Here is a 12,916-nt window from a genome sequence, read left to right on the forward strand (position 1 = left end):
CCGTCACCGGCGCCCCTCGCTCCGGCGTCCGGCCCGGAGCAGGACGACGGCGAGGGCCACGAGCAGCACCCCGGCCGCCGGCGCCTGGGCGAGCGCGGCCGGCGCACCCCAGGTGTCCGCCGCCCGGCCCGCGAGCGACGCCGCCAGGGCGGATCCGGCGGCGCTCGCGGAGTTGTTCCAGGTGAACGCCTGCGTGAGCACGGACGGGCGGACCGAGCGCTCCGTCAGCACGGTGAGCAGCACCAGGGTCGGCGGCACGGCGGCCTCCGCCAGCACCAGGGCGACGCCCAGCCAGACGGCGGACGGCGCGAACGGCAGCAGTGCCGCGGCCGCCGTCAGCCAGGCGGTGACGACCACGAGCTGGAGGCGGGCCGGGGTGCGGCGTCGGCGCCGTCCGTAGAGCCAGCCCGACAGGAGGCCGGCCACGCTCCCGGCGGCGATGACCGGCGTCGCCGCCGCGGGCGTCCCGTGGCCGACGGCGAAGGCGGTGACCGCCACGCCCATGGTGCCGAAGTACAGGCCGACGGCGAGGTTCAGCAGCGCCAGCAGCAGGAACGCCGGCCGGAGCAGGGCGGGCCGCTCGCCGCGGACCCGTCCGGCGTCCCGTTGGGCCGGCGGCGCGGTGCGCCGCTGGAGGGCCAGGGCGGTGCCGCCGCCCAGGATCAGTCCCGCCGCCAGCAGGCTGGCCGCCGTCGCGTGGCCCGTCGCACCCAGGGCCGTGACCAGCACCGGCCCGAGCAAGAAGCTCGTGGCGTTGGCCAGCGACTCCAGCGAGAACGCGCCGGGCAGGTCGTCGGCGCGATCGCCGCGCAGCAGGTGCGCCCAGCGGGCGGCGGACAGGGCGCCGAGCTGGGGGACCGCCGCGCCCGCGCAGCCCGCGGCGACGACCGCCGCGGCGGGCGTCGTCGCCAGGAGAAGGACCGCGACGGAAGCGCCGTGCGCGACGAGGCAGAGGGGGAGCACACGGGGCTGGCCGAACCGGTCGACCAGACGGGCGAGCTGCGGGCCGACGACCGCCTCGGCCAGGGCGAAGACCGCGGCGGCGAGGCCGGCCGTGGCGTAGGAGCCGGTGCGGTCGTGCAGCAGCCACACCAGGCCGAGGCCAGTCATGGCGATGCCGACACGGCCGGTGGTGGCGGCCAGGAAGAAGGCGGCGGCGCCGGGCGCGCGCAGCAGGGAACGGTAGCCGGAGGCGGCTGCAGACATGGGTGTCCTTCGTCGCCGCCCGGCGGGACGGGCCACCCGGGGTCGCCGGCGCCTGATGCTGCGATGGGGTGCGACCCGTGGCCCGCCAGGGGACATCCAGGACTGCGGTGGGACGGGACACGCGCCCCTGCCGCCGCCCCCGACACCGGGCGGTACACAACGTGGTGCCCGGGCCGATGCGGACCCGGACGACTGCCAGGGACGCTAGCAGGACCAGCTGGTCAGCGGAACCTCGTCATGCCGGGCGACGCCGAACGTGCTGCCCGGGTAGCGCAGGCCGGAGAAGTACATGTTGGTGTGGGCCACGATCTGCTCGCCGGTGATCGGCACGCCGTCCCACTCGGTGTCGCGGGTGGTGTGCGCGTCGCTCACGAGGGTCACGTCGTACCCGAGCGCGGCGGCCCGCTGCGTCGTCGTGCGGACGCAGAAGTCGGACTGCGCGCCGGCGACGACCAGCCGTGTGGCGCCGAGCGCGTCGAGGACGACGCGGAGGTCGGTGTCGGCGAACGAGTCGCGGTAGGCCTTGTGCACGAGCGCCTCGTCGGGGCGGCGGGACAGGCCGTCCGCGAGGGCCCAGCCCGGGGTGTCCCGCTCCAGGCCGGGCTCGTGGTGCTGCACCCAGACGACGGGCGTCCCGGCGGCGCGGGCGCGGTCCACGAGGGCGGCGGAGCGGGTGACGACGCCGTCGGCGTCGAAGCAGCCGCGGACGACGTCGGCCTGGAGGTCGATGAGGAGGAGGGCGGCGGTCATGGGCAGGGAACCTCGTGGAAGTCGTCGGGGTCGGCGAAGGAGAACTGGTAGCAGATGGACTCGACCTCGCCGGTGTAGCCGCCCATCCAGTTCGTGAGCTCGCGGGAGTACTTGACCACCACGTGGCCCGACGACTCCTCGACGACCGTCCCGTCCTCGATCGACGCCGGCACGGGCCGCAGGTGCAGCTCGTTGCGGTCCAGGTCGGCCAGGCGCCACGCCCACCGGTCCTGGGCGGTGTCGTACCCGGACACGCCGAGCGCCACGAGGGGGACGACGACGGTCGCGATGACGACCGCGGCGACGATCCAGCGCGTGCGATGGCGGGGCTTGGCGGTCATGGGTCGTATCGTGCCAGGTGAGCCGGCCGGCCGAACCAGGCCCACAGAGGGCGCGCGGTGACCAGGACGAAGACGGCGAACAGAGACTGGTTCACGATCCCGCCGAGCGACAGGCCCGCGGTCGTCGCGAGGACGGTGCCGTTCACCGCGACGTCGACCACGATGACGACGACGCCGAGGACCACACCGGCCCGCCGCCGCAGCAGCAGGAGCACGATGACGAGCGGGTCGACGATCGTGAGGCTCACCCAGAACAGGCGCACCGCCGTCGGGAAGCCGGCGTAGACCTCCGTGCCGCCCAGCACGAGGTCGACGACGTGGGTGGTGGTGCCCACCAGGTAGCCGAGCACCCAGAGGAGCCGGACGATCCGGAGCGCGCGGTCCGACACGGTGCTACCTGGCCAGGCGCATCGCGATGCTCGCGGGCGCCGTCTCGACGAACCCCAGGCTGCGGTACAGCGGCCGGCCGGGCTCGTCCGCGTTGAGCGTGACGTACGGGTCGGCGGGCGCGCGGTCCGCGATCTGGTCCAGGAGCCAGGACATCACCCGGCGGCCGAGACCGCGGCTCTGGTGCTCGGGCAGGGTCGCGATGTCGGCGATGTGGAAGTACCAGCCGCCGTCGCCGAGCGTCCGGCCCATCGCGACCGCCCGGTCGGTCGCCACCTCGCGGACGTGACAGAAGGCCCAGCTCGACGTCAGCACGGGCGCGGCCTGCTCGGCGCTCTTGGGGGAGAGGCCGGAGGCCGCGCGCAGGTGCAGGTACTCGTCGACGCCGGGCGCGGTGGGGACGAGGAGGTACGGGTCGTCGCTCATGAAGGCACCCTAAGCATGCGCACGCTGCGGTCACGCGGACGCCCGCTACCGTGGCTGCGCATGACGCACACCGACCTCGAGATCGACGCCGATCTGATCCGGGACCTGCTCGGCGAGCAGCACCCCGACCTGGCGGGGCTCCCGCTGGAGCTCGGGGCGCGCGGCTGGGACAACCAGCTCTGGCGTCTGGGGGACGATCTCGCCGTCCGGCTGCCGTGGGCGACGGACTCGGCGGTCGAGCTGCTGCGCAAGGAGCACGCCTGGGTGCCCGGCCTGGCGCCGGGGCTCCCGCTGCCGATCCCGGTGCCGCAGCGCCTCGGCGAACCGGCCGAGCGGTTCCCGCGGCCCTGGATCGTCACCACGTGGGTGCCCGGGACGCCCGCCGACCGCGCACCCGTGACGCGGGGTGCGGAGGCGGCGCGGGCGCTCGGCTCGTTCCTGACCGCGCTCCATCAGCCCGCGCCGGGGGGCGCGCCGTCCGGCCGCGGCCGCGGCGGGCCGCTCGCGGAGCACACCACGGGGTTCGCGGGGCAGCTCGCCGAGGCGGCGGAGCGTGGCCTCGTCGCCGACCCGGACGCCGTCCGCGCCGTCTGGGACGACGCCGTGGCCGCGCCCGTGTGGGCCGGGACGCCGGTGTGGCTGCACGGTGACCTGCACCCGGCCAACGTGCTGACGGCGGACGGCACGTTCTGCGGCGTCATCGACTTCGGTGACCTGTGCGCCGGCGACCCGGCCTACGACCTCTCGGCGGCATGGCTGCTCCTGCCCGACGGCGAGGTCGACGCCTTCCACGACGCGTACGAGCCGGAGGCCGACGACGCGATGCTTCGGCGTGCTCGGGGTGTCGCCGCGGTGAAGGCGCTCGTCGGGCTGCTCATCGGGGAGGCCGGCGTGCACGGGCGTCCCGGCGGCAAGGCGTCGTGGGGGCCGCCCGGACGCGCGGCGCTGGAGCGGCTGCTGGCGACGGCCTGACCGGCGGGCCGTCGTTACGCGGCGAGCTCGGCAAGGAGGCGCTCGCGGAGCCGGACGAGCTGGTCGGCCGACTCCTCGGGGGTGACGCCGTCGGTGAAGACGGTGGCGCCGGCGAGCTCTCCGGCCAGGGGGTCCGCGACCCACCGCGCGATCCAGTCGTGGCCCTCGATGATCCAGTCCTTGCCCCGGCTGCTGACCGCGCGTTCGCGGAGGACGGTCACCGACCGCTCGGAGTCGGGGCTGGGCAGCAGGTGGACGACGTCGGGCACGGGCGCCAGCGCCTGCCGCACCCGGTCGGCGTGCTCCGGGCCGGTGAAGCTGGTGTAGCCCGCGCCGAACGCGATGACCGCCTCCGGGTGGTCCTCGACGACGCGCCGCACGGCGTGGGCACGGGCCGGCTCCCACTCGCGTTCGGCGGCGGCCCAGCCGACGGCGTCGTCCCGCGCGAGGAGCCGGTCCAGGCTCCAGCCGACCTCGGCGCAGTAGGTCCAGGCGATGTCGTCGATGTCCACGAACGGGAGCCCGATCCGCGCGGCGACGAGGGCACCGAGCGTGGACTTCCCCGCGGCGAGCGGGCCAACCAGGATCATCGACGGACCTCCCGTGCTGTGGGCGAAATGCGCAAGTATCACCCACCGTGCGTGGCTGGTCGGCAGCGACGCTCCGTGCGCCCGTGCTCCGCGGGCCGTTGTCGGCGACGATGAAGGCATGGTCCGGGTGCTGGGCGTCGACGTCGCCAAGAAGTACTGGGTCGCGGTCGCGAGCGACCTGCGCGCCTACGCGGACCTGACACTTACCGGTCTGCTCGCGGCGGCGGATGCGGACGGTCCGGTCGAGGTGGTCGGTATCGACATGCCGATCGGTATGCCCGACGGCGTCGGATACCGCCGCGCCGACGTGCTGGCCCGCGAGGCCGTCGGACCACGACGGTCGTCCGTGTTCATGACGCCGCCGCGGGCCGCCCTGACGGCGCCGAACTATGCCGCGGCGCTGGAGATCGCGCGTCGGATCTCCGGCAAGGGGATCAGCAGGCAGGCGTGGGCGCTCGGGCCGCGCATCCTGGAGGTCGACGCCGTGGTGCGGTCGGTCGACCGGCGCATCGTGGAGGTGCACCCCGAGCTGTCCTTCGCCACCTTGGCCGGGAGTCATCTGCCGGCGTCCAAGTCGACGTGGGCGGGGCTGGAGGACCGGCGGGCTCTGCTTTCCGGGGTCGGGTACACGCTGCCTGCCGACCTCGGGTGGCCCGGGCAGGTGTCGGGTCCGGACGACGTACTTGATGCCGCCGCCGCGTGCTGGACCGCGCAGCGAGTTGCTGAGGGGGCGGCAGTGCGGCACCCCGATCCGCCGGAGATGTTGGACGGAATCAGCGCGTGCATCCATGCCTGACTGACGCTGTTGTGGTCGGGCTGGGACAGCGACCACACGGCACCCGGACGAGGGGTGTCGGGTGCGGCTTCTTTCGTTCACTCACGCCACGGGTAGTTCGTTTCTGCCGGATTGTTCAGCGGGGGCGAACTTGGCGGGGTTCACGTGAACCGTCTCCGGCAGACCTGGCACCCCCTGCTTGCGTCTACCCGACCTGGCCGGCGTCCGATATGGCCGGCCTCCGACCTGCCGGCCCGCGACCTGCCGGACCTGCCGGCCCGCGACCCGCCGGCCTCCGACGTGGCGGCCGCCCGCCCCGGCTCCCCGGCCGGAGCCCTACGTCGACGCCGGCCGGTGGTGGTCCAGGTAGTTCTGCGTGGTCGTGAGGCTCGTCATGTCGGGCATCCGGTCCAGGTAGACCAGGCAGTCGAGGTGGTCGATCTCGTGCTGGAAGACGCGCGCCGCGTACCCGCTGACCTCGGTGGTGATCGTCTGCCCGGTCTCGTCGGTGTACCGGACCGTGATGCTCTCGGACCGGGGCACCTGGCCCAGGTAGCCGGGCACGCTGAAGCAGCCCTCCCAGTCGAGAACCGTCTCGGCGGAGCGCTCCAGGACGGTCGGGTTCAGGATCTGGATCAGGCCGGTCTCGGGCCGGTCGGGGAAGACGTCGGTCTGGCGGACCTCGACGATCGCGGCCCGCACCGAGACACCGATCTGCGGTGCGGCCAGCCCGGCACCGTTCAGCTCGCGCAGCCGGGTGGTGAGGGTCGCCAGCAGCTTCTGGGCCTCGCCGGCCTCGATCTCCGAGGTGGGGGACTTCAGCCGTGGGTCGCCGATCGTGACGAGGTCGTCGTCGGCGACACCCTTGATCCAGTTGTCGTCACTGCGGTGCTGGGTCACTCGATTCCCTCCGGGCCGGGCGTGGTTCCGCGCCACCGTACCCGTGGCGTGGTTCCGTGGGGCGCATCCACGCGCGGCCCAGGCCGCATCACCAGGGGAGACACATGTCGGACGAACGCCGGGACCGGCTCGCCGGACTCCTCGCCGAGGCGGCCGACCGGTTCGGCGTGACGCTCGACGGTGAGCCGGTGCGCGGGTCCTACGACCGCACCCTCGCCGTCCGGACGTCGGGCCCGGCGTGGTTGCGGGTCACGGCGCAGGAGCCGCAGTGGGCGCAGGGGGAGTACTGGGACGGCATCGCGACCGCGACGGGCGCGCCGTTCGACGTCGTCCCGATGCCGCGGCACCTGCGGTCCGCGGAGTGGGCCGCGCGGTGGGACGACGTCGACCAGGTCGTCCGGGCGGACCTCATGACCTTCGTGGACCAGCCGGCCGTGGGCACCGGCCTGGTGCTGGACCACCCGGTCGACCTGCCCGACACCTGGTGGGCCGCGCTCCGGTCGGGGCTCGACGCGCTGCGCACCGCCACCGGCACGGATCGCCGCGTGCTGCGGCCCGAGGAGACCCGGGAGGCCATCCGCTCCCGCTTCGGCGTCGAGATCGACCTCGGTCGTGTCGAGTGGGAGGTGGCCCACGGCGACCTGCACTTCGGCAATCTCACCGGCCCGCGCCTGACGATCCTGGACTGGGAGTACTGGGGCTGGGCTCCCGCCGGGTACGACGCCGCCGTCCTGGCCTGCTCCGCCGTCCTGCGGTCCGACGTCGCCGCCCGGGTCCGCGCCGAGTTCGCCGACGTGCTCGACACCTGCTCCGGGGCGGTCGCGCGGCTTGCTGCCGCCGACAAGTACCTCCGCCTGGTCGACATCGGTGCGTATCCGGAGGTCGCCGGGCCGGTCCGCCGTCAGGTCGAGGACGTCGTCCGCGAGTGGTTCGCCTGAACCGGGGAGCCTCCGGGCTCGTTCATGCCGTGAGAGCGCGGGCGGCGTCGAGCCCCAGGGTGCGATTGAGCTTCCCGGTGATCCGCGTGGTCGCGGTACGCGGAAGGATCCGCGGGAGCCAGGACGCGACCTGGTTCAGCCGCTGCCCCGGGTACGACGCGCTCCTGCCCCGCGCGAAGTCGTCGAGGGTCCGGCGGGCCACGTCGTCGGGGGAGTCGACGAACCGCCGGTCCATGGTGTGGGTGGTGCCCTCGAAGAACGCGGTGTCGGTCCCGCCGGGGTGGGCGGCCATGACGCGGACGCCCGTGCCGCGCAGCTCCTCGGCCACCGCTTCGGTGAACGACAGCACGAACGCCTTGGTCGCGGCGTAGCTCGCCTGGTACGGCATCGGCTGGAAGGCTGCCGTCGAGGCGACGTTGATGATGCCGCCGCTGCCCCGAGCCGCCATCGGGGTGCCGAACCCGTAGGTCAGTGCCATGAGCGCGGAGACGTTGAGGTCCACCGCTGTCTGGTGGGGCTCGAACGGGCGGTCCAGGAAGGGGCCCGCCGGGCCCATGCCAGCGTTGTTGACGAGCAGGTCGACCGGTGCCGAGGCGGGGTCGAGGTCGTGCACGAGGGCGGCGACCTGGTCGCGGTCGGTCAGGTCTACCGCGCGGGTGGTCACCGTGACGTCGTGCGCGGCGCGGATGCGGGTGGCCAGCTCGTCGAGCGCCGGAGCCGAGCGGGCGACGAGCACGAGGTCCGAGCCGCGCCGGGCGAGCTCGGTGGCGTAGGCCGTGCCGAGCCCGCGAGAGGCTCCGGTCACGAGGGTGGTGGTGCCGCGGTAGCTGTGCATATTCCGCCTTCGCCGGATGAGCCAGACCGATCTCGAAGCCGTCGTCCGGGCGAACCACGAGCTCTTCATGATCACGGGCGACAAGGTGGCCGACGTCGTCGCCCGGCACCGGCTCACGCTCCAGACGGCGCAGGCGCTGTGGGTCATCGACCCGGAGGAGGCGCCGCCGTCGATGAAGGTGATGAGCGCACGCCTGCACTGCAACGCGCCGAACCTGAGCTTCGTGACCAACCAGCTCGTCGAGCGGGGCCTGGTCGAGCGCGCCACCGACCCGCACGACCGCCGTTCCCGCGTCGTCGTCCTGACCGCGGAGGGCAGGCGGGTGCGCGGCGAGATCATCGCCGGGACGCTGGACCGGACCCCGTTCGCCGGCCTGGACGCCGACGACCTGCGGGAGCTGGCCGGGCTGCTGGCGAAGGCGCTCGCGGCGAGGGGCGACACGGCCGCCCCCGAGCAGGCCGCGGGCTAGCGTCCGGTCTGCCAGGACCGTCAAGCCCGGCACACGCTGTGGGCCGGTGACACGGTTCTGAAGGAGCGTGCACTCAGGTTTCTGGATCCCCGTCGCAGAGATTCTCCGGGGCTTCCGAGCCGCAGATGTACATCTGCCAGTCACTGACCACGCCGAACTTCCTGCCGTCCGGCGTCGTGTAACGGACCGTGAGGTCCCCGACGTGGGCGCCGCCCTCGTCCGCCTTCACCGCGACGAGCAGCTCCTCGGTCTGGCCGTTGTTGTCGGCGCTCTCCGCGCAGGATCGCTCGACCCTGAAGTCTTCGACCCCCTCCTGGATGCTGCCCGAAAGGGCAGCAGGGCCGTTCTGGAGCGGCGTGCCGCGCATGCTGTTGATCGGGTCCGAGCTCGAGTCGTCGAACGACCGGAGGAAGACTCGTACGGCGATCGGCTCCAGGTTCTTGTCGCTGTTCCAGTCGACGCCGTCGATCACGACGGGGCCATCCCCGTTGGCGATGCAGGGAAGGAAGGACCCGAACGTTGTCGTCCAGGTTCCGCCCGGCGCGCGGTCCTCTGCGGACGCGGCGAAGGATCCGCCTCCCGACTGCAAGGACATCCGGTGTTCGTCGTCGTCGCCGTGCAACGTGACCCCGGCGTCCGCCTGGCAGCCCGTGATCAGTGCCAGCGCGGTGACCGTCAGTACTGTCCTGACACCCGTCGAGCCGCTCACTTCCGCTGGCCCGCGACCTCGAGCAGCAGGTCCACGAGCCGCTCGGCGGCGTCGGGCCGGCCGTTCTTGCGGGCGGCGTCGGCCATGCGCTCGCGCCGTCCGGCGTCGTCCAGGAGTCCGGCCAGCGCCCCGCGGAGGTCCGAGAACGTGAGGTCGCCCTCCAGGGCGACGGCCGCGCCCAGGTCCTGCAGCCGGCGGGCGTTGTGCGCCTGCTCGTTCCCGGCGGACGACGCCAGGGGGATCAGCACCGCCGGCTTGCCCAGCGCCGTCAGCTCGGCGATGGTCCCGGCCCCGCTGCGGGAGATCACGACGTCGGCCAGGGCGAGCACGTCCGGCAGCTCCGCCCCGACGAACCCGAGCACGCGGTACCGCGCGGCCAGCTCCGCGGGGAGCGTGGCGGTGCGTTCGAACATCTCCTTGAGGTTGTTCGGCCCGCACTGGTGGATCACGTTCGCGCGCTTGAGCATCCAGGGCAGCGTCTCGGCGACGAGGTCGTTGATCTGCACCGACCCCTGCGCTCCGCCCGTGACGTACAGGACGGGCAGGTCGGGATCGAACGAGTCGAGGCCCAGCGCGTCGACGGCCTTGAGCGGCTCGCCGGTCAGCACCTCGGCGCGCACCGGGTTGCCGGTCACCACGGCCCGCTCGCGCACCGCTTCCGGCAGCAGCTCGATGGTGGACGGCGAGGACACCGCGACGCGCGTGGCCCGCTTGGCCAGCAGGCGGTTGGCCAGCCCGAGCCGCACGGTCTGCTCGTGGACCACGAGCGGACGGCGGACCAGGCCGGCCGCGATACCGACCGGGACGGCGACGTAGCCGCCGGTCGACAGGATCACGTCCGGCTTGAACTCGGCCACGATCGACCGGGCCTGCGCCACGCCGAGCGGCACCCGCGCCATGTCCTTCATGTTGCTGGCCGACAGCATGCCCAGCGGGTTGGCCGACCGGCGCAGCTTGCCCGTCGCCACCGGCAGGAACCGGATGCCCTCGGACGCCGTGACCCGGGCCTCCAGCCCGTCGGCCGTACCCGCCCACAGGGCGCTGACGGCGGTGCCCGACTCGGCCAGCCGGGCCTGCAGCGCACGCAGCGTCGTGAGCGCCGGGTACGTGTGGCCGCCGGTCCCGCCACCGGTGACGAGCAGTCGGAACTCGGACGGCTGTGAACTCACGAGACATCTCCCTGGACGGCAGCGGAAGGGGGCGTGATCCCCACTCTAGGGGGTCGACGGCGGTCGTCCGCTTCGCCAGTGAGGTACGGATAGTCGCAGTTCAGCGGGTGTCTTTCGAGGTCAGATTTTCTCCTCTTTCAGCTGCTTCAAAGCGGAGAAACTCTGGCCTCGAAGGGGAGCGCGAGGAGCCCTCCGACGGCCCCCGGTGAGACGTAGATCACCGCGCCCCCAGCCGACGGCTGACCTCCCGCACGGGTCGGCAAATGCGCCGGGCGGCCACTCGTACGAGGTGTGGTTCCACCCAAGGCTCCTACGATTCAACTGTGTCGCTGCTTCCGCCTCTTGCGGTCGTGCTGAACGGCGGGCCCTCGGCGGTCGACTGGATGATCGCGATCGGAACCCTTGCCGCTGTACTCGTCGCGCTCGTGTTCGGCGGGTTCGAGTACTACCGGGGCACGGCCGACCGGAGAGAGCAGGCAACCGAGCGCCGACGCGCACAGGCCACGCTCGTCAACGCCTGGCTCGACGTGCACATCGAGCCGGATCCACCCCGGCTGCTCGCGGAATACAGGATCCACAACGCCTCGGCGGCGCCCGTGTACGAGGTGGTCGTATCGATCCCGGCGGGCTTCATGGGCGACGCTCCCCGACTGGAGCCGTGGGGCATGCTCACCCCGACGGACAAGCCACGGGTCGTCGAGGAGCCGGAGGTCGTTCACTTCGTGGACGACCAGGATGTCCAGCTCGAGCTGACGTTCCGGGACGCAGCCGGCCTGTGGTGGAGGCGCGGCACCGACGGGATCCTGCACGAGCTGCCCGGCAACCCGCACGTCACCGCGCCCCCAGCCGCCGGCTGACCTCCCGCGCCGCCCGGACAGGCGGGTCAACCGGCTTTGAGGAACTCAGGGCGGATGACCTCGCGCAGTGCGGCCGTGACGGTGGTCAGATCGATCGGACCCGAGGCGGGCTGGGCGGCTTGGTCGAGGTGTTCGAGGATGGCCAGGCGGGCCATCGTCGACACGGGCAGGTCTCGGTCGGCGGCCATGGCGGCGAGTCGCCGGTACTGGGCATCGGTCAGACGCACCGACAGCACCCGTGGTGCCGGTACGTCACCGCGACGTCGGCCGACGGCGTCCTCGGGCAGCGAGTCGTGCCGCTTGGTCTCGGACGCCTCCGCGACCTCTGTCAGCAGATCTTCGATGTTCGGGTTCTCACTCATCGGGTTCTTCCTCCCGCTCGTCCTGCTCCCGGTGAGCCGGAGTGGGCTCAGCGGGCGTAGCCGCACGCTCGTAGTGGCGCTGGTCGGTGTCGTTCGACTTCCACGCGTTGGCACCCCAGAGCTTGTCACCTTCGCGCACCGTAATGACTGTGATGAGGATGCCAGCGGTCTCCGACCAGCCGATCGTCCTGTCCGACAGGCCCTTCTTCGCCGCTGGGTCCGGCGAGAAGAACACGGCCGCCGGGTCTGTGAACGCCTCGTCGGCCCACTCCGGCTCGATGTTCGTCTCCCCGGCAGACTCCTTCCGTGCCGACCTGGTGCGGATGTACTCCGCCCGGTGCTTCCAGTCCGGCACCTCGTGCGGGTGCCCCTCGTTGCTCACGTAGTTGAATCTACTACGCTACCAAATTCACCGCGCCCCCAGCCGCCGGCTGACCTCCCGCGCCGCCCGGGTGGCCTGCTCCGCGAGGCCGGCCCGCGCGTCGTCGTCGTACGCCTCCGAGCGGAAGGTGATCGCGAGCCCGGCGACCGGGCGGCCCGTGTGGTCGACGACGGCGGCGGCCACCGACGCGAAGCCCGTCGTCACCTCGCCGTCCTCCACCGCGAAGCCGCGCGCCCGGGCGAGCCGCAGCACGTCACGCAGCTCCCGCAGCGTGCGGGGGCCCGAACCGGTCAGGTCCGTGAACGATCCCGGCGTCGGGTACAGGGCGCGCACCTGCGCGGGCGGCAGCAGCGCGAGGACCGCTCGGCCGCTGGCGGTGAGGTGGCTCGGGAGGTGGACGTCGACGTCGGTCACCAGGGGCGGCCGCCCCGCCGCGCGCTGCTCCACCAGGTACAGCACCTCCCGGCCGTTGAGGACGGCGAGGTGCCCGTTCTCGCCGGCCGCCTCCACCAGGCGGGCGACGACCGGCGCCGCCAGGCGGGTGAGCGGCGCCTGCCGGGTGTACGCGCTGCCCAGGCCGAGGGCCGCGACGCCCAGCCCGTACCGGCGCTCGTCGGGGAAGTGCCGCACGAAGCCCTCGTCGCCCAGCACCGACAGCAGGTGGTAGACGCTGGACCGGGGCACCCCGATGCCGTGCGCGATCGCGCCCGCGGGCACCGGCCCGGGCTGGGCCGCGAGGAACGTGAGCAGCCGCGCGGTGCTCCGTGCGGCGGGAACGGCACTGCTGCCGGCCACTGTTTCCTCCTCGGTGAGTCGTCTGGTATCCCAGACTCTATCGGCGGATCCGG

Annotated in this window: 18 protein-coding genes; 5 read left to right on the forward strand and 13 right to left on the reverse strand. The window is 73.2% G+C overall.

What is annotated here, in order from left to right:
* Positions 1-3: 3 nt before the first annotated feature.
* The 5 genes from ACIPN7_RS19995 to ACIPN7_RS20015 form a co-directional block, all read right to left on the reverse strand.
* Positions 4-1,206 carry an MFS transporter gene (locus tag ACIPN7_RS19995; RefSeq protein ID WP_400546161.1) on the reverse strand — a complete coding sequence of 401 codons (1,203 nt, stop codon included), beginning with the start codon at positions 1,204-1,206 and terminating at the stop codon, positions 4-6.
* Positions 1,207-1,410: 204 nt separating this feature from the next.
* Positions 1,411-1,956: a cysteine hydrolase family protein gene (locus tag ACIPN7_RS20000; RefSeq protein ID WP_400546164.1), complete on the reverse strand. Its 546-nt coding sequence runs from the start codon at positions 1,954-1,956 to the stop codon at positions 1,411-1,413.
* Positions 1,953-2,297, reverse strand: coding sequence for a hypothetical protein (locus tag ACIPN7_RS20005; RefSeq protein ID WP_400546167.1), 345 nt, complete (start codon positions 2,295-2,297; stop codon positions 1,953-1,955). The genes ACIPN7_RS20000 and ACIPN7_RS20005 overlap by 4 nt, the downstream gene beginning before the upstream one ends.
* Complete coding sequence (locus ACIPN7_RS20010) at positions 2,294-2,686, reverse strand: hypothetical protein (RefSeq protein WP_400546170.1); 393 nt, start codon at positions 2,684-2,686, stop codon at positions 2,294-2,296. Before ACIPN7_RS20010 ends, ACIPN7_RS20005 begins: the two co-directional genes overlap by 4 nt.
* A 4-nt stretch (positions 2,687-2,690) precedes the next feature.
* Positions 2,691-3,110, reverse strand: a complete 420-nt coding sequence (locus tag ACIPN7_RS20015) for a GNAT family N-acetyltransferase (RefSeq protein WP_400546173.1) — start codon at positions 3,108-3,110, stop codon at positions 2,691-2,693.
* 60 nt (positions 3,111-3,170) lie between these two features.
* On the opposite strand from ACIPN7_RS20015, the gene ACIPN7_RS20020 reads away from it, so the two are divergent.
* A complete protein-coding gene (locus tag ACIPN7_RS20020; RefSeq protein ID WP_400546176.1) occupies positions 3,171-4,082 on the forward strand; it encodes an aminoglycoside phosphotransferase family protein in 912 nt (303 codons plus the stop codon).
* Positions 4,083-4,096: 14 nt separating this feature from the next.
* On the opposite strand, the gene ACIPN7_RS20025 is transcribed toward ACIPN7_RS20020, so the two are convergent.
* Positions 4,097-4,672, reverse strand: a complete 576-nt coding sequence (locus ACIPN7_RS20025) for a shikimate kinase (RefSeq protein WP_400546178.1) — start codon at positions 4,670-4,672, stop codon at positions 4,097-4,099.
* Between the two features lie 118 nt (positions 4,673-4,790).
* On the opposite strand from ACIPN7_RS20025, the gene ACIPN7_RS20030 reads away from it, so the two are divergent.
* Positions 4,791-5,468: a DUF429 domain-containing protein gene (locus tag ACIPN7_RS20030; RefSeq protein WP_400546181.1), complete on the forward strand. Its 678-nt coding sequence runs from the start codon at positions 4,791-4,793 to the stop codon at positions 5,466-5,468.
* A gap of 315 nt (positions 5,469-5,783) precedes the next feature.
* On the opposite strand, the gene def is transcribed toward ACIPN7_RS20030, so the two are convergent.
* Positions 5,784-6,347: a peptide deformylase gene (gene def / locus ACIPN7_RS20035; protein ID WP_400546184.1), complete on the reverse strand. Its 564-nt coding sequence runs from the start codon at positions 6,345-6,347 to the stop codon at positions 5,784-5,786.
* A 104-nt stretch (positions 6,348-6,451) separates the two neighbouring features.
* Between def and ACIPN7_RS20040 the strand changes: the two genes are divergently transcribed.
* Positions 6,452-7,285: a phosphotransferase gene (locus ACIPN7_RS20040; protein WP_400546186.1), complete on the forward strand. Its 834-nt coding sequence runs from the start codon at positions 6,452-6,454 to the stop codon at positions 7,283-7,285.
* Positions 7,286-7,307: 22 nt separating this feature from the next.
* Here the strand turns inward: ACIPN7_RS20040 and ACIPN7_RS20045 are convergent, their stop codons facing one another.
* Complete coding sequence (locus ACIPN7_RS20045) at positions 7,308-8,120, reverse strand: SDR family NAD(P)-dependent oxidoreductase (RefSeq protein WP_400546189.1); 813 nt, start codon at positions 8,118-8,120, stop codon at positions 7,308-7,310.
* A gap of 16 nt (positions 8,121-8,136) precedes the next feature.
* Between ACIPN7_RS20045 and ACIPN7_RS20050 the strand changes: the two genes are divergently transcribed.
* Positions 8,137-8,589 (forward strand): MarR family winged helix-turn-helix transcriptional regulator, encoded by a 453-nt coding sequence (locus tag ACIPN7_RS20050; RefSeq protein ID WP_400546192.1) that lies wholly within the window; start codon positions 8,137-8,139, stop codon positions 8,587-8,589.
* 73 nt (positions 8,590-8,662) lie between these two features.
* On the opposite strand, the gene ACIPN7_RS20055 is transcribed toward ACIPN7_RS20050, so the two are convergent.
* Both ACIPN7_RS20055 and ACIPN7_RS20060 read right to left on the reverse strand, forming a co-directional pair.
* Positions 8,663-9,298 carry a hypothetical protein gene (locus tag ACIPN7_RS20055; protein WP_400546195.1) on the reverse strand — a complete coding sequence of 212 codons (636 nt, stop codon included), beginning with the start codon at positions 9,296-9,298 and terminating at the stop codon, positions 8,663-8,665.
* Positions 9,295-10,467, reverse strand: a complete 1,173-nt coding sequence (locus ACIPN7_RS20060) for a UDP-N-acetylglucosamine--N-acetylmuramyl-(pentapeptide) pyrophosphoryl-undecaprenol N-acetylglucosamine transferase (protein WP_400546197.1) — start codon at positions 10,465-10,467, stop codon at positions 9,295-9,297. The genes ACIPN7_RS20055 and ACIPN7_RS20060 overlap by 4 nt, the downstream gene beginning before the upstream one ends.
* 323 nt (positions 10,468-10,790) lie before the next feature.
* On the opposite strand from ACIPN7_RS20060, the gene ACIPN7_RS20065 reads away from it, so the two are divergent.
* Positions 10,791-11,324, forward strand: a complete 534-nt coding sequence (locus ACIPN7_RS20065; protein ID WP_400546200.1) for a hypothetical protein — start codon at positions 10,791-10,793, stop codon at positions 11,322-11,324.
* Between the two features lie 26 nt (positions 11,325-11,350).
* On the opposite strand, the gene ACIPN7_RS20070 is transcribed toward ACIPN7_RS20065, so the two are convergent.
* From ACIPN7_RS20070 to ACIPN7_RS20080, 3 genes are read right to left on the reverse strand one after another with little or no spacing between them, the layout of a single operon-like run.
* The gene (locus ACIPN7_RS20070) at positions 11,351-11,686 is read right to left on the reverse strand and encodes a hypothetical protein (protein WP_400546203.1); all 336 of its coding nucleotides are present in this window, start codon (positions 11,684-11,686) and stop codon (positions 11,351-11,353) included.
* Positions 11,679-12,068 carry a hypothetical protein gene (locus tag ACIPN7_RS20075; RefSeq protein ID WP_400546206.1) on the reverse strand — a complete coding sequence of 130 codons (390 nt, stop codon included), beginning with the start codon at positions 12,066-12,068 and terminating at the stop codon, positions 11,679-11,681. Before ACIPN7_RS20075 ends, ACIPN7_RS20070 begins: the two co-directional genes overlap by 8 nt.
* 27 nt (positions 12,069-12,095) lie before the next feature.
* Positions 12,096-12,863, reverse strand: coding sequence for an IclR family transcriptional regulator (locus tag ACIPN7_RS20080; protein ID WP_400546209.1), 768 nt, complete (start codon positions 12,861-12,863; stop codon positions 12,096-12,098).
* Positions 12,864-12,916: the final 53 nt, after the last annotated feature.

This window comes from Promicromonospora sp. NPDC090134 (assembly GCF_044746965.1).
Taxonomy (GTDB): Bacteria; Actinomycetota; Actinomycetes; order Actinomycetales; family Cellulomonadaceae; genus Promicromonospora.

Excerpts from the sequence above, each read along its gene's own strand:
- ACIPN7_RS20015 (WP_400546173.1), bottom strand. The coding sequence starts at position 3,110 with ATGAGCGACGACCCGTACCTCCTCGTCCCCACCGCGCCCGGCGTCGAC.
- ACIPN7_RS20040 (WP_400546186.1), top strand. The coding sequence starts at position 6,452 with ATGTCGGACGAACGCCGGGACCGGCTCGCCGGACTCCTCGCCGAGGCG.
- ACIPN7_RS20050 (WP_400546192.1), top strand. The coding sequence starts at position 8,137 with ATGAGCCAGACCGATCTCGAAGCCGTCGTCCGGGCGAACCACGAGCTC.
- ACIPN7_RS20005 (WP_400546167.1), bottom strand. The coding sequence starts at position 2,297 with ATGACCGCCAAGCCCCGCCATCGCACGCGCTGGATCGTCGCCGCGGTC.
- ACIPN7_RS20045 (WP_400546189.1), bottom strand. The coding sequence starts at position 8,120 with ATGCACAGCTACCGCGGCACCACCACCCTCGTGACCGGAGCCTCTCGC.
- ACIPN7_RS19995 (WP_400546161.1), bottom strand. The coding sequence starts at position 1,206 with ATGTCTGCAGCCGCCTCCGGCTACCGTTCCCTGCTGCGCGCGCCCGGC.
- ACIPN7_RS20020 (WP_400546176.1), top strand. The coding sequence starts at position 3,171 with ATGACGCACACCGACCTCGAGATCGACGCCGATCTGATCCGGGACCTG.
- ACIPN7_RS20000 (WP_400546164.1), bottom strand. The coding sequence starts at position 1,956 with ATGACCGCCGCCCTCCTCCTCATCGACCTCCAGGCCGACGTCGTCCGC.
- ACIPN7_RS20070 (WP_400546203.1), bottom strand. The coding sequence starts at position 11,686 with ATGAGTGAGAACCCGAACATCGAAGATCTGCTGACAGAGGTCGCGGAG.
- ACIPN7_RS20030 (WP_400546181.1), top strand. The coding sequence starts at position 4,791 with ATGGTCCGGGTGCTGGGCGTCGACGTCGCCAAGAAGTACTGGGTCGCG.
- ACIPN7_RS20025 (WP_400546178.1), bottom strand. The coding sequence starts at position 4,672 with ATGATCCTGGTTGGCCCGCTCGCCGCGGGGAAGTCCACGCTCGGTGCC.